The organism is Pseudomonas ficuserectae, assembly GCF_024584585.1.
Taxonomy (GTDB): Bacteria; Pseudomonadota; Gammaproteobacteria; order Pseudomonadales; family Pseudomonadaceae; genus Aquipseudomonas; species Aquipseudomonas amygdali.
In genome coordinates this window covers 47,667-64,227 of record NZ_CP085685.1, presented here as the reverse complement: position 1 = coordinate 64,227, position 16,561 = coordinate 47,667, and the positions used below count along the sequence as shown (strand labels likewise).

General features: G+C 53.7%; 13 protein-coding genes and 5 pseudogenes. 7 read left to right on the top strand and 11 right to left on the bottom strand.

Going from position 1 to position 16,561, the window contains the following annotated elements; translation table 11 throughout:
- Positions 1-972: 972 nt before the first annotated feature.
- The 3 genes and pseudogenes from LJU29_RS28020 to LJU29_RS28010 all read right to left on the bottom strand — a co-directional run.
- Positions 973-2,201, bottom strand: a protein-coding gene (locus tag LJU29_RS28020) for an IS91 family transposase (RefSeq protein WP_257112954.1) whose coding sequence is annotated in 2 segments (ribosomal slippage) — positions 973-1,160 and positions 1,160-2,201 — 1,230 coding nt in all. Because the reading frame shifts where the segments join, the coding sequence is not laid out codon by codon here.
- Entirely contained in the window at positions 2,182-2,463 is a 282-nt protein-coding gene (locus tag LJU29_RS28015) for a hypothetical protein (RefSeq protein ID WP_257111429.1), read from the bottom strand. The genes LJU29_RS28020 and LJU29_RS28015 overlap by 20 nt, the downstream gene beginning before the upstream one ends.
- A gap of 90 nt (positions 2,464-2,553) precedes the next feature.
- Positions 2,554-2,667, bottom strand: a pseudogene (locus tag LJU29_RS28010) (recombinase family protein); the annotation flags it as partial.
- Between the two features lie 103 nt (positions 2,668-2,770).
- Here LJU29_RS28010 and LJU29_RS29430 point away from each other — a divergent pair.
- Positions 2,771-2,953: pseudogene (locus LJU29_RS29430) on the top strand (hypothetical protein).
- A 40-nt stretch (positions 2,954-2,993) separates the two neighbouring features.
- Here LJU29_RS29430 and LJU29_RS28005 read toward each other — a convergent pair.
- The 3 genes from LJU29_RS28005 to LJU29_RS27995 all read right to left on the bottom strand — a co-directional run bounded on the left by LJU29_RS28005 (position 2,994) and on the right by LJU29_RS27995 (position 6,940).
- On the bottom strand, positions 2,994-4,073 hold the full coding sequence (locus LJU29_RS28005; protein ID WP_054996845.1) for an LD-carboxypeptidase: 1,080 nt from the start codon (positions 4,071-4,073) through the stop codon (positions 2,994-2,996).
- Positions 4,074-4,815: 742 nt separating this feature from the next.
- Positions 4,816-5,796, bottom strand: coding sequence for an IS5-like element ISPsy2 family transposase (locus LJU29_RS28000; protein WP_257112708.1), 981 nt, complete (start codon positions 5,794-5,796; stop codon positions 4,816-4,818).
- 322 nt (positions 5,797-6,118) lie between these two features.
- Positions 6,119-6,940, bottom strand: a complete 822-nt coding sequence (locus LJU29_RS27995) for a C58 family peptidase (protein WP_257112953.1) — start codon at positions 6,938-6,940, stop codon at positions 6,119-6,121.
- Positions 6,941-7,365: 425 nt separating this feature from the next.
- Here LJU29_RS27995 and LJU29_RS27990 point away from each other — a divergent pair.
- Positions 7,366-7,839, top strand: a pseudogene (locus LJU29_RS27990) (IS3 family transposase); the annotation flags it as partial.
- A 280-nt stretch (positions 7,840-8,119) separates the two neighbouring features.
- Here LJU29_RS27990 and LJU29_RS27985 read toward each other — a convergent pair.
- Positions 8,120-8,503 (bottom strand): annotated as a pseudogene (locus tag LJU29_RS27985) (methyl-accepting chemotaxis protein); the annotation flags it as partial.
- Between the two features lie 374 nt (positions 8,504-8,877).
- Here LJU29_RS27985 and LJU29_RS27980 point away from each other — a divergent pair.
- The 3 genes and pseudogenes from LJU29_RS27980 (at position 8,878) to LJU29_RS27970 (ending at position 11,511) form a co-directional block, all read left to right on the top strand.
- Positions 8,878-10,086: an IS91 family transposase gene (locus LJU29_RS27980; protein WP_257113025.1), complete on the top strand. Its 1,209-nt coding sequence runs from the start codon at positions 8,878-8,880 to the stop codon at positions 10,084-10,086.
- A gap of 179 nt (positions 10,087-10,265) precedes the next feature.
- Positions 10,266-11,234, top strand: a pseudogene (locus LJU29_RS27975) (pyocin-S2/colicin E7-DNase domain-containing protein); the annotation flags it as partial.
- Position 11,235: 1 nt separating this feature from the next.
- Positions 11,236-11,511 (top strand): bacteriocin immunity protein, encoded by a 276-nt coding sequence (locus LJU29_RS27970; RefSeq protein ID WP_004666912.1) that lies wholly within the window; start codon positions 11,236-11,238, stop codon positions 11,509-11,511.
- Positions 11,512-12,186: 675 nt separating this feature from the next.
- Here LJU29_RS27970 and LJU29_RS27965 read toward each other — a convergent pair.
- A complete protein-coding gene (locus tag LJU29_RS27965) occupies positions 12,187-13,089 on the bottom strand; it encodes a hypothetical protein (protein ID WP_257113024.1) in 903 nt (300 codons plus the stop codon).
- A gap of 63 nt (positions 13,090-13,152) precedes the next feature.
- Between LJU29_RS27965 and LJU29_RS27960 the strand changes: the two genes are divergently transcribed.
- A protein-coding gene (locus tag LJU29_RS27960) for an IS3 family transposase (RefSeq protein ID WP_122320854.1) occupies positions 13,153-14,315 on the top strand; the annotation gives its coding sequence in 2 pieces (ribosomal slippage) (positions 13,153-13,408 and positions 13,408-14,315; 1,164 coding nt in all).
- A 312-nt stretch (positions 14,316-14,627) separates the two neighbouring features.
- Here LJU29_RS27960 and LJU29_RS27955 read toward each other — a convergent pair.
- The 3 genes from LJU29_RS27955 to LJU29_RS27945 all read right to left on the bottom strand — a co-directional run bounded on the left by LJU29_RS27955 (position 14,628) and on the right by LJU29_RS27945 (position 15,731).
- Complete coding sequence (locus tag LJU29_RS27955; protein ID WP_257113022.1) at positions 14,628-15,044, bottom strand: TrfB-related DNA-binding protein; 417 nt, start codon at positions 15,042-15,044, stop codon at positions 14,628-14,630.
- Positions 15,045-15,105: 61 nt separating this feature from the next.
- On the bottom strand, positions 15,106-15,393 hold the full coding sequence (locus LJU29_RS27950) for a helix-turn-helix domain-containing protein (RefSeq protein WP_005622028.1): 288 nt from the start codon (positions 15,391-15,393) through the stop codon (positions 15,106-15,108).
- Positions 15,393-15,731: a type II toxin-antitoxin system RelE/ParE family toxin gene (locus LJU29_RS27945; RefSeq protein WP_005760316.1), complete on the bottom strand. Its 339-nt coding sequence runs from the start codon at positions 15,729-15,731 to the stop codon at positions 15,393-15,395. Before LJU29_RS27945 ends, LJU29_RS27950 begins: the two co-directional genes overlap by 1 nt.
- A gap of 207 nt (positions 15,732-15,938) precedes the next feature.
- Here LJU29_RS27945 and LJU29_RS27940 point away from each other — a divergent pair, with 207 nt between their 5' ends.
- Positions 15,939-16,559, top strand: coding sequence for a recombinase family protein (locus tag LJU29_RS27940; RefSeq protein ID WP_257113020.1), 621 nt, complete (start codon positions 15,939-15,941; stop codon positions 16,557-16,559).
- Positions 16,560-16,561: the final 2 nt, after the last annotated feature.

Sequence of the window (16,561 nt, the reverse complement as noted above, 5' to 3'; positions counted from 1 at the left end):
TTTTCCGGGGTTCCGGCTTACACCCCCAACCTGGCTGGAAACAGAGCTAACTGTATGGACGTACAGTTAACGGCGTGCCGCCATCACCCGTCAACTCAAGCCGACCAACTGCGCAAAACGCATGCCTTCATTGAAGGCAAACAGCGGTTAGATAGGTTCTGATATTTATGCGAAGCCAGCGCGCACACGCGCCCGGTTGAGGACTGGGGCGACTTGTCGCCCTGGGCCTCAGAATCCGGGTCAAGCGCCCGTAGGGTGGCCGTAGGCCAGGGCAGGGCAGCTTCATCGCCCTGGGCCGCTTAGACGGCTGATCCACTTTGTCACAGGCACAGACCATACGCGCCGTGCCGAAGGCACGACTTGCGCGTGCATTACCGCTTTATGAGGTGGTTTTCCACCGCGTAAATCCCTGTTTTTCCTGAAAGGGGAAACTGAAGGGGGGATAAAATTCCATTTATTTCAAACACTCCAGTGCGCCACCTCCGGAGTGGCCAAAAATAGCCGTTGGCACAGCCAAAAAAGGGGTCGATAGAGAAAACGGACAAAATCGTACGTTAAGCATTCGACCTGTCAGGTTAAGAGCATAGAGATAGACGCCTCGGCGTCTGACGCGGTGCCAGTGAGCAGCCTGACGCCGGGCTGAGGTGTACTTCAAACGGACAAGCCTAAAAACCATAAGTCTCTGAAAAGTATTGTGATCTTGCTAAAAATCTAACCGCAAACGATGGCATAACGTACGATTTTGTCCGAATTCTGCTGGCTCCCCTTAAACACAGAACATGAGGATGGTTCATGCATAGGAATTTCAAAATGCCTATGCATCAGGCTGACGCTATGACGGAGGCGTCATGCCTTCATAGCGATGCGTAGTAAGACGCTGAGGCGTTACATATGCAGTGAAAATCCCTATCAGAAAGCGTTAATGCAGGTTATTTCACCGCGAAGCCTAGGTGCGGACGCACCTTCCCCCTGTCAGGGCTTCACGTACCTCATCTGCGCGATCGCCTGAGCGTTGAGGACCAGTCCCTGCACCGTCAGCCCGCTGATTGCCGCCGTGTATACCATCCGCGCGCCACACAGCACGCAACGGAACGGATCGACGTTTAGAAAGGCTTTGGCCATCTGCACAAAATACAGCTTCGGTGTCGGTCTGGCGTCGCCATCTTCAATGCTTCATACACCTTCGGCAGGTATTTCCCACACACCCGATTGGCCAGAAAACCAAAATACCGGATCATCCGGAAATGCTTTTCCGGGATGTGCTGCACCACCCGGCGCAGCATGTCGGCCTGGCTCAGCGTTTCCTGCTGATAGGTCTGCGTGCGGTGATCCAGGTAGGTAAAGCTCAACGTGGCTCCGGAGGTGTAATGCGCCAGACGACTGCCCGAGATGGGCGGTTTTTTCAGGTAGCGGCCCAGGTAATTGACGGTCTTTCGCCCGTTTTCCGTCTTCTTCGACAAGTGGATGTGCCAGTGCTGGCCGCCAGCGGTCAGTATCAGACGGTGCCAGTCGCTTTCACAGAGGATGTGGGCCAGCGGCGGCGGCATCGTCAATTGCGAAAGCGGCTGTCCCAGCAGGTAATCGCGCACCAGCCACATCCAGCGCCGCCGCAGGGCCTCTTTGTGGAACGACAGATTTTTCCAGACGCCCTGCTCATCCAGGCCGCCCGCGGTCACCGACAGGTGGACGTGGGGATGCCAGTTGAGCCGCCGGCCATAGGTGTGCAGCCCCCCGAAAATCCCGACGCGCAAACCGCGCCGCCTGGCGGTGTAGATCAGGTTATCGGCCGCCAGACGAAACAGCGCATCGAGCAGCCAGCGGTTGTAGAAGAACAGGGACCACAGCGTGTCGGGCAGCGTGAACACCAGATGCTGCCAGGGGCAGTCGGGCAGACGGTTGTTTTGCACGGCGATCCACTGGTCGGTGGCCTTTTTGCCGCAGGAAGGACAGGCCCGGCAATGGCAGGTGTTGCACAGGTATTTGACGTGTGGGCAATGCTCATTGGCGCAGGTGTAGTGTTTGACGCCCAGTATCGAGGTGCCGCAGGCGAGCATTTTGCTGATCGACTCCACTTCGATTTGGCGCAGACCGCCGGCCTCCAGCAAATCTGCCCAGCAGCCGTTGGCCGTGAAGAGGTTTTTGAGCGGTCGAGGTTTGTAAGCAGGCGGTGCAGAGGCCACGTCAGCAGGGCGGCTCCTCATCGTGGTGAATGACGGCGGTGATGGCGAATCCGCCTGGCCCTTCTCTCATCGAAACGCTTACGCAAGAAGCGTCGGGAAACATGTCGTTCAGATACGTTGTCTGGCAGCAACTACAAAGATCGACATTACCGAAAGGATTGATATCGAAGAAAAAGTCGGTATCGGGAACGAAGGTGGTATGCCCGGCGCGTTGGAGACGGGTCTGCTTTGCCTTGGCTTTTGCCCGGCTCGCCCGTTTACGTTTTTTGGTCTCTGACGCCATGTGTAAGCCTGTGCTGAGGAGGGATCGACTCGATTTCGGCTATGATAACCGATTTCAAAATCCCACAATTTGCAGCCGCAGGCTGCCCAGTTCATGCATTTTGGTGTTCGGTTTACGCCCAGCGTATCGACCGGCGCACTTGGCCAAGTCTATGCCTTGGCGCTGTCGCTCTCGCCGGTCCTCGAAGTCGTCACGCGCTATTTGGGGTCGGTTCCGGCTGGGGGCGAAATGACACCCTAAGCTTTTCGCCGTTGGGCCAGAGATATTCGCCAGTCAGAATACGTGCGCCCAGCCCACCGGTAAAGATATGCGCCAGGAGCTCGGGCGGCACATCAAGCTCTTCATTTCACTGCTCTGGGGCTCTCCGGAATTCCCGTCTGACGAGCTGACGTTCACCCTGCACACACCTGAATGCTAGATCGCCCGATATCTGGGTATCAGCAAAAACACCGTCACTGACATCGTGCGCAGGCATCGCGAAACGGCTTAAGGTGTCATTTCGCCCCCAGCCGGAACCGACCCCATGCAGGTTATTCATTTACAGGAGTCTGTGTCAGGCTGCACAACCGGGACAGGTTGTTGCATAAAATACTGGCCTGATGATCCAGAATAAATGGCTGATTAGTTTCACCATGCCCGAATTCCGGGTAATAATAAACCGGATAGTTAACGCGCCCGGCGAACTGTTTTATCACATACCGGTAAAGCGTTTTTTCTTCGTCGCTGGCATTCAGGCCGTAAAACTGACCAAAAATAACACCGCGTGGGTGAAATTTCCGGCTGTACTCTATCTGATGCAAGGTGCGGTCAAGCTGTTCAGGAGTTCCCCCCGTATCTTCCAGCATCATAATTTTATCTGAATAGCTGCCCTCATAGACAGTGGAAAACAGAGACTGAACCAGGGTCAGGTTCCCGCCATCCAGTTTACCACTCACTGTTTTTGCTGCCTGACGGTTCATCGGCTCGATGCCGGTGTAATTAACCCCGTGAGACAGGGCCTCAAAGACTTCATTCAGACTGTTGTTCATACTGAGTTTTTTACTGTTATCAATCTCATGCATTTCTTTATTATAAGACGCCACCACGCCATGCACGCCTGGCCAGTTCAGCTCATGACTGACAAAGCTGTGAATGGCCGTTACGTCACTGAAGCCGATGAGGATTTTCGGCGTTGAGGCTGAAATACGCTGTCGGCTTGCATGCAGGGCAGGGTAAAGGTTGAGCGCCCCCGAGCCGCCCCTGACAAACCAGAGGTAGTGCACGTTGCGATTACTGAGAGCATTAATGAGGGTCCGGGCCCGCTTTTCATCCGTATTGACGTAACCCAGCCTGGTAGGCTTCTGGTCGAGATATCGTTTGTCAACCGCGTAGCACTGGCGGGAAAACGCCGTCTCAATCTCCGGGATGATGTTCTCGTCATATTGCGACGAGCTTGCAATCAGGAATACCGTCCCTTTTTGACCGGAACAGACTTTTCGTTCAGGCACCCCAGCCGGGGGAGCTGTTTTCTTCACAATGGTCGGTGGTAAGGTGGTCGCAAACCCGGACAGGAAAAGCACAAGAACGAGGAGCGCGGTTTCTTTAAATGCCGTGCTTTTTATCTGAATCATATTCATCTTCCTTAACAATATGTTCGCCGCTGTTTTTGTTACGCTGGCATCTGCTGCGCGGCGGACGGTCACTACTTTTTTAGATTTGAAAAAGACTCTCCGACGGACCGCAGGTCTTTTATTTACACGGCTGTAAAGCGGCAGCGGTGGCAGGTTTACTGAAAAAACAGCTGACGTTTACCAGCTTCCGGCACAGCCCCGGTACTCAGGGGTTCTGTGCCGGAACCCGGATCAGGAGTCTACCCGTTAATCAGGCTGTATCCCGTGAATTCGAATGTCTCACCATACCTGACGGATATAATGAGGGCCCCGTTACCGACCGTTGTGGTATCGACATATTCATTGCTAATCAGTGCGTTCGCATCCCCTCCGGTAGTGGCATTTCCTCTCGCGTTTTTCACCTTCAGCCTCAGTCCGATCCCCTGAGTTCCCGCGTCAGTGTGAATGATAAGCTCCCCTCCTGCCACATCGCTGGCAACAAGCCTGAGCACATTGCCATCAAAGCCGGCGGATGCAAAAGGAAACGCCGTACTTGCCTCAAGGGCGTAGTCGCTGAGGCTTTTGCCCGACGCAAAGTCATAATCAACGGGTGTAAAGGAAGGTCTGAAGTAGCCGGATGTTTTCCGGCTACCGAGTCCTCAGCACTTTTCAAAAAACGATGCATGTCGAAATTTGCTCAATTATCTTCGCTTTTTAGCTCTTTCGGCCGCTGCAAAGCCTTTTGCGGTAACCATTTCCTGCATTACACGCGCACCTCTCCTGCGCTCGCCAACAAATGTCGGCGGGCCATCCACAGGTTTGACAGGGCGAACAACGTCACCATCTGCGCGGTGTTCTTGGCCAAGCCCCGAAAGCGCACTTTTTCATAGCCAAACTGGCGTTTGATGACCCGAAACGGATGCTCGACCTTGGCGCGAATCTGGGCCTTGGCCTTCTCGATTTTTCGGATCGCCTTGTACAAAATACTGCGTTTTCCGTGCTTTTTGTAAGTGCTGCGGCGGGCGGCAATCTGCCAAATGACCTTGCGCCCAGCGTGTTCTTCGCGCTTCTCGACCCCGGTGTAACCTGCGTCGGCGCAGACTACGTTTTCCTCGCCGTGCAGCAGTTTGGCAACCTGCGTGACGTCTGCCACATTGGCCGCTGTTACTACCACGCTGTGCACCAGGCCTGACTCGTCGTCGGCGCCGATGTGAGCCTTGGCGCCGAAATAGTACTGGTTACCTTTCTTGGTTTGATGCATCTCAGGATCGCGTTTGCCATCCTTGTTCTTGGTCGAACTGGGCGCGTGAATCAGCGTGGCATCGACGATGGTGCCTTGACGCAACGACAAGCCACGGTCGCCCAGATAACCATTAATTACGCCGAGAATCCCGGTCGCCAACTCGTGCTTTTCCAGCAGACGACGGAAGTTGAGAATGGTGGTTTCGTCTGGAATTCGCTCCAGGCTCAGGCCTGAAAACTGACGCAGGATGGTCGTCTCATACAGCGCTTCTTCCATCGCCGGATCGCTGTAGCCGAACCAGTTCTGCATCAGATGAACACGCAGCATCGCCATCAGTGGGTAGGCGGGCCGGCCACCTTCTCCTTTTGGATAATAGGGCTCAATCAGGGCAATCAAACCTTTCCAGGGCACCACCTGATCCATCTCGATCAGGAACAATTCCTTACGGGTCTGCTTGCGCTTGCCGGCATACTCGGCGTCGGCGAAGGTCATCTGTTTCATCATCGAAAAGCTCGGCGACTGGTGTCCGGAGATTTTGCCAAATTAGGAAGTCTTTTTCAGAGTTTCCTTAGATTATCTGTAGCTCATAGTGAATTTCGATGCAAAAATAATTGCTTCGCCAAGTCTTCGCTCTCGCCTAGACCGCCGCCTAGTGTACTGTTTTCGAAAAAAATCAGTTGGTAATCCTTGAAAAAATCAAAATTTATCAATGGTTTGCTCTGTCGCGCATTGGTAACTTATTTCGCAACCAGTGCACTAGATGCATTCGTGGCGGACTTGAACTGGGTAACGAAAATTTGAAATTCCTATACACCGAGCAGTGTCACTCCACACGCTGAATAACCATGTTCTCCAATTGCAGGTGCCCATTCAGTCGACTGCCGTATCTGGTCATCAGATTCTGGAACATCGAAGGCAACTCCGGTAAAGTGGTAGAGAACTCGCCATAGTTTGGATCAAAGAGGTTCACACTGCCTTCGGAGCTGGAAGCAGTGATGGCATGCCTTACACGCTTTCCATTGTTTTCAAAGCACAAGCTGATCAAATGGGCGCTACCATCTCGCGCAATTTTTTGCAATGCGGTCGATTGCCGATCCGCATGGAATACCGAGGGTTCACCTACAGGCTGCAAATCTTGACTTCGCAAAAGGGTTTTGCGCGCCGATATTCGACCTGCTTCTCGCTGCTCCCGCGACCCGCTCACTGAACCTGCTGCATTTTCGTATTGGTTCTGGATGTCCGAAGCATGGTCAAGATCCAGCGCCTCCATTCTGTAACTCGCCTCCCCCTCATCACGCAATCGCAGCCATTGGATTGCCAAGCCCATACAAGATTGACTAGCGTTCGCATTATTCAACGCTGCAATTCTATAGTTGAATACTGCGTCGATATCCGCCTCAGAGGACTCAGCAGAGGACACGTCGTCATCTGAACTACTCAAGGCCTTCGACGATGAACAGCCGCGTTCCACAGATTGGTGAGTAAGTATTTCTAACCGATGAAGACCAGCCCCTGACCTGACCCTCGTTCTGCCACGTTGAACGATGCTATCAGCCTGCTGCTTGTCTTCCTCCGCTGTCGGAAAGCTCTGCTCGAGCCGCTCTCTGGTTCGGCGCGACAACTCCGCGGACCGTAGCAAAAGCATCTCACGCCCGGCTGAATCCGTCGAAGGAGGCGGTACCTGCGGACTGTTCGAGGGTCTCGCGCTGATCGAGTCGCGAGCGCTCGCTCGCTCAGACTCTGTGTACCCACCAAAATAAGCGCCAGATGACCCTGCTCTGTTGATACCCACCATATGTGCTGATTTTCTCCGCTTACGGGCTTGCAGGAAACTGAACCTGCAAAATAAGAATGGGTGGTAGCGGGCAAGAAAAAGTTCCACCTTGATGCATAGGCATTTTGAAATTCCTATGCATGAACCCGCTCTGTTGATACCCAACTAACGTATACTGGCCTGCAGGACAACTGAGTGGCAACTGGGCAAGAAAAAGTTCCATCTTGATGGAGCAGCGTGCAGTACACACCTCGACCGCTCAAAAACCTGCCCAAAGCAGGGCCGGAACCATGGACCCAGAACAGGTCTGGGTTGCAGACATAACCTACCTGCCTACGCAGGAAAGCGTGGCCCACGTGAGCCTTGTGACAGATGCGTACTCACGCAAGATCGTTGGCCATTACGTGCATGAAAGCCTGCATACCCAATCGGTGATAAAGGCACTGGAAAAAGCGGTAGGAGAGCGAAAAACCGATCAGATGCTGATTCATCATTCAGATCGCGGCGCCCAGTACTGTTCCGATCTCTATCAGCAGCTGCATACCAGGCATGGAATCCGGTGCTCGATGACGGATGGCTATGACTGCTATCAGAACGCTATGGCCGAGCGAGTAAACGGGATTTTGAAGACTGAGTTTCTACTCCATCGGCCTAAAGACTTGGCAGATGCAGTGAAAATGGTTGATGAATCAGCGCAGATCTACAATGGGGAGCGGCCACACTCATCCCTGAAATACAAAACGCCCGATGCGGTGCATCGGGCATTTTGAGCGTGAAACAGGTGTAAACCTATTTCAGGACTAGACATTCCTTAAGGTTTGCTCGTCTGGGAATCTTTTTGCTTTCTTCCAGCCTTCCCGGGGCAGGCAAAGCCTTTGTCTCTGTGTCGTGTGAGCGGATCTGCCCGAGATCGACCTGGGCGAGTATTGCCGCCGCAAAGGCCTTTATCCCGAGCAGATCGAGTATGAGTGCTTAAGGGCAGTTGCCGGTTGCGGGAAAGTCCTTCTTCCCGCTTGCTCGCCAGGCAACTGCGCTAAGCACGCTTGCGTTTTACGTCTTGAAGTGTGAAGTCATTTTTTGCAAATCTTGCCCCAGGGACGCCAGCTCAATCGTCGCCGTTGCGCTTTGCTCGCTCGCTAACGCGGACTGATCGGCCACATCACGAACACTGAGAATGCTGCGATTGATTTCTTCAGCTACGGCACTTTGTTGCTCTGCGGCAGTTGATATTTGCAGGCTCATTTCCTGAATCGTGCCGATAGAGTGGTTGATTTGGGTGATTGCCTGCTCGGCCTTTTGCGCCAGTTCAACAGTGCCCAATGTGCGTTCGCGGCTGGATACCATCAGGGTGGCGGCGGCTTGCGTACCTTGCTGCAAAGCAAGGATCAGCGTTTCGATTTCCTTGGTGGAGTCTTGCGTACGCTGAGCAAGTGAACTGGGCAGCCTGCGGCTGCAAATTGTGGGATTTTGAAATCGGTTATCATAGCCGAAATCGAGTCGATCCCTCCTCAGCACAGGCTTACACATGGCGTCAGAGACCAAAAAACGTAAACGGGCGAGCCGGGCAAAAGCCAAGGCAAAGCAGACCCGTCTCCAACGCGCCGGGCATACCACCTTCGTTCCCGATACCGACTTTTTCTTCGATATCAATCCTTTCGGTAATGTCGATCTTTGTAGTTGCTGCCAGACAACGTATCTGAACGACATGTTTCCCGACGCTTCTTGCGTAAGCGTTTCGATGAGAGAAGGGCCAGGCGGATTCGCCATCACCGCCGTCATTCACCACGATGAGGAGCCGCCCTGCTGACGTGGCCTCTGCACCGCCTGCTTACAAACCTCGACCGCTCAAAAACCTCTTCACGGCCAACGGCTGCTGGGCAGATTTGCTGGAGGCCGGCGGTCTGCGCCAAATCGAAGTGGAGTCGATCAGCAAAATGCTCGCCTGCGGCACCTCGATACTGGGCGTCAAACACTACACCTGCGCCAATGAGCATTGCCCACACGTCAAATACCTGTGCAACACCTGCCATTGCCGGGCCTGTCCTTCCTGCGGCAAAAAGGCCACCGACCAGTGGATCGCCGTGCAAAACAACCGTCTGCCCGACTGCCCCTGGCAGCATCTGGTGTTCACGCTGCCCGACACGCTGTGGTCCCTGTTCTTCTACAACCGCTGGCTGCTCGATGCGCTGTTTCGTCTGGCGGCCGATAACCTGATCTACACCGCCAGGCGGCGCGGTTTGCGCGTCGGGATTTTCGGTGCGCTGCACACCTATGGCCGGCGGCTCAACTGGCATCCCCACGTCCACCTGTCGGTGACCGCGGGCGGCCTGGATGAGCAGGGCGTCTGGAAAAATCTGTCGTTCCACAAAGAGGCCCTGCGGCGGCGCTGGATGTGGCTGGTGCGCGATTACCTGCTGGGACAGCCGCTTTCGCAATTGACGATGCCGCCGCCGCTGGCCCACATCCTCTGTGAAAGCGACTGGCACCGTCTGATACTGACCGCTGGCGGCCAGCACTGGCACATCCACTTGTCGAAGAAGACGGAAAACGGGCGAAAGACCGTCAATTACCTGGGCCGCTACCTGAAAAAACCGCCCATCTCGGGCAGTCGTCTGGCGCATTACACCTCCGGAGCCACGTTGAGCTTTACCTACCTGGATCACCGCACGCAGACCTATCAGCAGGAAACGCTGAGCCAGGCCGACATGCTGCGCCGGGTGGTGCAGCACATCCCGGAAAAGCATTTCCGGATGATCCGGTATTTTGGTTTTCTGGCCAATCGGGTGTGTGGGAAATACCTGCCGAAGGTGTATGAAGCATTGAAGATGGCGACGCCAGGACCGACACCGAAGCTGTATTTTGTGCAGATGGCCAAAGCCTTTCTAAACGTCGATCCGTTCCGTTGCGTGCTGTGTGGCGCGCGGATGGTATACACGGCGGCAATCAGCGGGCTGACGGTGCAGGGACTGGTCCTCAACGCTCAGGCGATCGCGCAGATGAGGTACGTGAAGCCCTGACAGGGGGAAGGTGCGTCCGCACCTAGGCTTCGCGGTGAAATAACCTGCATTAACGCTTTCTGATAGGGATTTTCACTGCATATGTAACGCCTCAGCGTCTTACTACGCATCGCTATGAAGGCATGACGCCTCCGTCATAGCGTCAGCCTGATGCATAGGCATTTTGAAATTCCTATGCATCTAGTTTAGCCGCTGGTACGGCTTCGGGGCTTTTGGTCGGCGTGTCAGCTTTGGTCTATTCACCCAAACTGGCTAACGGAGAGTTACCTGAGCGTTATGCTTTCAACACACCATTGTCGGATCTGACGCCTGAGCTGGGTAAAGACTTGCCAGCGATTGCGGCATCTGGTGGTACTGTTGATTTGTCATTTCGACTTAGCTCTAAAACAGCAGCAGATGGGCAGTCTGAAGTTTTTGTTGTCAAGACCGATGCTTTGACAGCATCGTCGAAAGTAAGAGTGGTATCAGCTGTTCTTGATGTAGAGCAGAACACCTATAGCGTGACGACGGGAGATGTACCACCCAGGATATTGACTTGGACACCGATTGTCAGTCCTGGGAATAGCTCAACAACATCGCCTGCTGAACAGCCAGCTCCACCCGTGTATACGGGGGCTGCAGTAACGCCCGTTGAAGGGAGGATAGATGCATTCCCGGCTGTTTCAGAAGCCAGTTTTGATGATTTCATTACGGTTTTTCCGGCAGACTCTGGTTTACCACCCATCTATACGATGTTCCGGGATCGGCGAGAAGATCCGGGCGTTGCAACAGGTGTCGGTCAACCTGTATCGGGGATCTGGCTAGGGGCTGCATCGCTAGGTGAAGGGGCTCCCATTCCATCGCAGATTGCTGATCAGCTTCGCGGCAAGGAGTTCAAGAACTTCAGAGACTTTCGGAAAGCTTTCTGGCTCGCTGTCGGTGCTGATCTAGAGTTGTCAAAACAATTCAAAGGATCAAATAATACTCTGATTAAAGGAGGCACTGCGCCATTTGCAATTCCGAGCGAGCAAGTTGGAGGGCGTGGTCAATTTGAGATTCATCACGTCATACCTGTTCATCCAGCCGGAGCGGTTTACGATGTGGAAAACATGCGTATAATGACCCCCAAACTACATATTCAAACTCACACCAAGAAAGAGGGATTGTGAAATGGAATTTAAAAATAAATATGAAGAGTATACAGAGACTGAGTTTTTAGCGTTTCTTGAAGAGTTTTTTGTCAACAAACAAAATCTAGAGGGTGATGAGTACGGACAGTACATAAGTAAGCTTGCTAAGCACTTTGATGACATCAGTGAACATCCAGAGAAGAATGGGCTTATTTTTTACCCCGCAGAAGGTGTAGAGGACAGTCCTGCAGGTGTATTAAAGGTTCTTAAAGAGTGGCGAGCCGCCAACGGTAAGCCAGACTTCAAAAAAGCCTAGTTTAAGGAAATTCTGTTTTATTTATTGCCCACTACAAATCAAGACGTGAGGCTTGACGGAGTGAAAATGGAATAAATCCACGGTTCCTCTAGTCAATTGAACCCAGTTACCGAGTAAACTTCGGTAACTGGTTTTTTGTTAGGCTTTGTACGTAAAGTATTGTCGCAAGCACCGCATAGCTGTAGCGGCTTGCAATCGAAAACAGCCGTACTCGCAATCAGCGCAATTTTCGGCTCAGATTAACTGCGACTGACGGAGCCGTCTGGCTCAGATTAATTGCGAGCGAGCTTGCATTCAGCCGCATCGACTTGCATTCCATCGTTTCCGGCTCACATTAGCTGCAACTGAACCAGCACCGGTTAGCACGTCCATCAAACGAGGGTTTGTTGGACAAAAACCGCGCTCCAGGCGCAGGTATGGTAGGGCTGGGGTGACGGAGTCCAGCAAATCTGTATATATTTCAACGTCCAGAAAATGTGTATTACCACGAGTTTCTGCACGCACATTCAGTTGCAAAAAGCGTGAGCCGGGCAACCTGCAATTTGAGCAGGTCGCAAATGTCGTGAGCTGGGATGCAGTTAATCTGAGCCAACTGCACCGGATACACGCAAATAATCTGAGCCGAAAATTGCGCTAATTGCGAGCACGCGTGTTTTCAAACGCGAGCCGCTACATCTAAATAGCTTTCGACGGCAGCTCAGCGGGTAGATCGGGGTTATACCGATTATATGTATCCACAGCGGCCGGCCAGAGCCCAAGCAGTGTATTGCGATGCCGGTCCACCCAACCGACGATTTCGCTGATGTTGGAAGGGAGAGGTCCAATCCGCGTGCTAATAGTGAGCGCTTCGAGGTCGATGTCCCAGGCGGCGCCTCTTGCTTGGAATGCCACGGTCGGTCGACTGTCAGCGGAGGCACAGAAAACTGTAGCTTGTGGAGTATCAAACCTGTTCAACGGCGGGCAGAGCTCATGAAACTCATCCAGGAGAGGCTTGGGTGCCACGTAAAGCCCGCTATCTTCGAACTGTGCCCGGCCATGCTCCTCAAAGTCGTACGGGACATAACCACTTGGGGTCTGAAACGCTACCGCTTCGATGAGTTCTGCAGGTATTGAATCGAAGTTCAACCACCAGGTCTCCTCCATAGTTTTGGTTTTTTTATAGTGCCGAACTAACTCCTCGTCACTCAATGCCTTCAGATCGTAGTAACACGACAACCCCATGGATTTTCTCCAGAGCTTGCTTTCTCCGAGCAGCTTGCTGAACTTCACATATGGGATCAGACCAGAAGGAGTAAAGCTTTCAAGTGCCCATTTAGATAGCGACTCAGATTCGATCTGAATGCGCACCAACGTTTTTTTATCAGTTATAAGATTTTTGATCCTCTTCAGATACTCCACGTTGGAGGGGGTCAGTTTCTCACCCGTCAAAAGCCCATGACCGAGGGGGCTAGGGCTGGTCGTAAGCCAGACACACGGGCCGACAGTCCGACCATCCTGGGTTCGGTAAGGTGATCCCTTGAGTTCGGTGTTAAAAATCACGCCCGCAAGGGGCACTGAGGTGTAGTGATAGAGCTTCATTGTAGTGGTCTAATGGTTCCGGACACTCATTTAGGCGAGAATATCGCCAGATAGAGGTGTCTGATGACCAAACAACGCCGTACCTTTTCCGTTGAATTCAAACGCGAGGCCGCAGGCCTCGTGCTCGATCAAGGCTATAGCCATATCGAAGCCTCCCGCTCGCTTGGGGTGGTCGAATCTGCGCTGCGTCGCTGGGTCAACCAGCTTCAACAAGAGCGCAACGGTGTCACTCCACAGAGCAAAGCCCTCACGCCCGAGCAGCAAAAAATCCAGGAGCTCGAAGCCCGGATCGCCCGTCTTGAGCGGGAGAAATCCATTTTAAAAAAGGCCACCGCGCTCTTGATGTCGGAAGAGCACGAGCGCATGCGCTGATTGATCAGCTCAGTGTCCATGAGCCAATCGAATTGCTGTGCGAAGTGTTCGAGGTACCTCGCTCGTGCTACTACAACCATTGCCTGCGGCGTCGGTCTCCAGACGCCGAGCGGGTTCGTTTACTTAGCCGAGTCAATGAGCTGTTCGGGCAAAGTCGAGGCGCTGCCGGCAGCCGCAGTATCGTGTCGATGATGCAGGCGGATGGCGAGCAAATCGGTCGGTTCAAGGTGCGTAGCTTGATGCGGGAGCTGGGATTAATCAGCAAGCAACCAGGCTCGCATGCTTATAAAAAAGCAACAGTGGAGCGGCCTGACATTCCGAACATTTTGAATCGGGAGTTCGATGTACCCGCGCCCAATCAGGTCTGGTGTGGCGACATCACCTACATCTGGGCGCAAGGAAAATGGCATTACCTGGCGGTGGTTATGGATCTTTACGCGCGTCGGGTGGTGGGCTGGGCGTTTTCGAACAAACCGGATACGGACTTGGTGATCAAGGCGCTGGACATGGCTTATGAGCAACGCGGCAAGCCTCAGGGCCTGCTGTTTCATTCCGACCAGGGCGTCCAATACGGGAGCCGACAGTTTCGCCAGCGGCTTTGGCGATACCGCATACGCCAGAGCATGAGCCGCCGGGGTAATTGCTACGACAACTCGCCGATGGAGCGTGTGTTCCGCAGCTTGAAAACTGAGTGGATACCGACCGTGGGCTACATGACGGTCCAAGAGGCTCAGCGGGATATCAGTCATTACCTGATGCATCGTTACAACTGGATTCGGCCACACCAGTTCAATGATGGAATGGCGCCCGCTCAGTACGAGAAAAACCTTAACGTCGTGTCCGGGATCAGTTGACCACTACATCATACCTGCGTCCTTGGATCCAAAGATCGCAAGGGTATCGCATCAATGATCTTCCCCCAACCCGCTCGGATAGAGGATTACGGGCGCGCTTGGTCTGCACAGCGCGCAGGCCGAGAGGCCGGAGGCGTTAGAGCCGACTCGCCGGCGTGGATTGAAGCCCGAAGGGGCGAGACGGGTCGGCTTCATGGCCTGGCTCGATGCGCAGCACGAAAGCCCGGCCCTGAGCGCAGCGAAGGGAACGCACATCAGACGTTACCAGCGTTCGAGCTGCACCGAGGCTCAAACAGCCAGGGCACTCCTCTCCTATTGCGATCGAGCAGATCTGAGTGATTGAGCCAAAGCCAGAACGTCACCCGCAGCTGCAGGGGGAAGCCAGGCTTCAACCTTGACCCAATCAGCCGGCAAATCCTCCAGGCGCGCCCGAATGCGTGCCATAAGCCTGTGAACCACCTGCCGGGTCAATCCAGTCTCCAAGGCTGCTTCGGACACGCTGGCACCCATGACCAAGACAAGCCTGGCAGCACTTATCGAGCGATCGGAGAACGCCCGACGTCGATTCTGTCCCGCAAGCACGGCCATGACCCGCCCAAATTCGTCCGCGGCCATCAGGGCGCAGGGTGAAACAGGACTGATCATCCTGATCAATTGGGCAATCTGGGCGTTGCTGTAGTTCTGAGTGATCTTCGTTGCAAGACCAGGCAGGTCAGGATCTACAATCATAGGGGCAGACCAGGCTGAAAGAAGTCAAAACTACAGGAATCGCAACCACATGTAACCTGTATCAAGCTGCAGTTTTGACACTGACTTCAACGTGCATGCCGCCTTGGGCGAGCATGTTGATCAATCGATCCACGCTGAAAAGGTCGATCTTCCCGCGCTGGAGTTCTGAAATGCGGGGTTGCGTTACGTTGAACAGCTGCGCAGCGTCAGCCTGCGAGAGCTGACGCACCTCGATAAAGTCTCGGATAGCCGTCATTAGGCTGGTGCGAATACGCATGTTCTCTGCTTCGGCTGGTGAGTCCTCCAGGGCGTCCCAGACGCTGCTGAAGGCTTGATTTGATTCAGTCATTAGTTCAACTCCTTAGTCAGTTCTTTCATCCGCTTGGCGGCGAGGTCAAGGTCGTGCTTGCTCGTTTTTTGCGTCTTCTTTTGGAAGCAGTGCAGGACATAAACCGCCGTCGCGAATTTCGCAATGTAGATCACACGGAAGGCGCCGTGGGCGTCCCTGATCCGTATCTCCTGTGCCCCTGGACCAACGGTCGTCATGGGCTTCCAATCGTCAGGCTCATTGCCCACCTGCACCCTATCCAGCTGAAAGCCGGCCTCACGGCGGGCAGAGATTGGGAACGCTCTCAGGTCGTTTAGAGCTGAGCCCATAAAGATGATTTGTTTGAGGACTTTGTTCATGGACTAATTATACGTGATTACGTATATCTAGTCTCTTTTATTTTACCTGCATTTTTGTCACCACATGGTGCTACTTATTATCGTCAACATAGGGTATACCCCAAGTGATACGAAAATCAGCACGAACAGATTTCAGCTTTGCGCACTTAAAGCACACCCAATTTGATACAATCATTAGACTACACCCAAAATGAGACGGATCTACTGATGTTCATTCGTGCATACCTTCGAGCATCGACCGATGACCAGGACGCAAGTCGAGCGCGTGATTATTTGGAAACGTTTGTCTCCGGCTACTGCAAGGCCATCGCATCGTGCTACATGGAAAATGCCAGTGGCAGCCATGCCGACCGCCCGGAATTAATTCGATTACTCAAAGATGCTCGCCGAGGTGACGTGCTGCTGGTGGAAAGCATCGATCGGCTGTCGCGGATGGATGACCAGGCTTGGCGATCCCTCAAAACAGCAATCGATAACCGAGGCATACGGATCGTCTCTGTGGATCTGCCTACCAGTCATCAAGGCATGACGGCCCAGTCGGGGGACGAGTTCACCGACCGCATGCTGGCGGCCATCAACTACATGATGATCGATATGATGGCCGCCATCGCCAGGAAGGACTATCAGCAAAGAAGACTGCGCCAGGCACAAGGTATTGAGAAGGCAAAAGCTTCAGGCGTCTACAAAGGCAGACCCGTAGACGCAGAGCTGCGTAACCGAGTGCGTGAGCTGCTGGCTGCGGGTCTCGGTATCCGCGCAGTAGCGAGGCACGCTGCGTGTTCAACTACGACCGTCATGAAGGTCCGCGACGAGCTGGCGCAACGTTAGTC

Coding starts and splice junctions, on each gene's coding strand:
- LJU29_RS28015 (WP_257111429.1), bottom strand. CDS start 2,463: ATGGCGTCAGAGACCAAAAAACGTAAACGGGCGAGCCGGGCAAAAGCC.
- LJU29_RS28005 (WP_054996845.1), bottom strand. CDS start 4,073: ATGATTCAGATAAAAAGCACGGCATTTAAAGAAACCGCGCTCCTCGTT.
- LJU29_RS28000 (WP_257112708.1), bottom strand. CDS start 5,796: ATGAAACAGATGACCTTCGCCGACGCCGAGTATGCCGGCAAGCGCAAG.
- LJU29_RS27995 (WP_257112953.1), bottom strand. CDS start 6,940: ATGCTTTTGCTACGGTCCGCGGAGTTGTCGCGCCGAACCAGAGAGCGG.
- LJU29_RS27970 (WP_004666912.1), top strand. CDS start 11,236: ATGGAATTTAAAAATAAATATGAAGAGTATACAGAGACTGAGTTTTTA.
- LJU29_RS27965 (WP_257113024.1), bottom strand. CDS start 13,089: ATGAAGCTCTATCACTACACCTCAGTGCCCCTTGCGGGCGTGATTTTT.
- LJU29_RS27955 (WP_257113022.1), bottom strand. CDS start 15,044: ATGATTGTAGATCCTGACCTGCCTGGTCTTGCAACGAAGATCACTCAG.
- LJU29_RS27950 (WP_005622028.1), bottom strand. CDS start 15,393: ATGACTGAATCAAATCAAGCCTTCAGCAGCGTCTGGGACGCCCTGGAG.
- LJU29_RS27945 (WP_005760316.1), bottom strand. CDS start 15,731: ATGAACAAAGTCCTCAAACAAATCATCTTTATGGGCTCAGCTCTAAAC.
- LJU29_RS27940 (WP_257113020.1), top strand. CDS start 15,939: ATGTTCATTCGTGCATACCTTCGAGCATCGACCGATGACCAGGACGCA.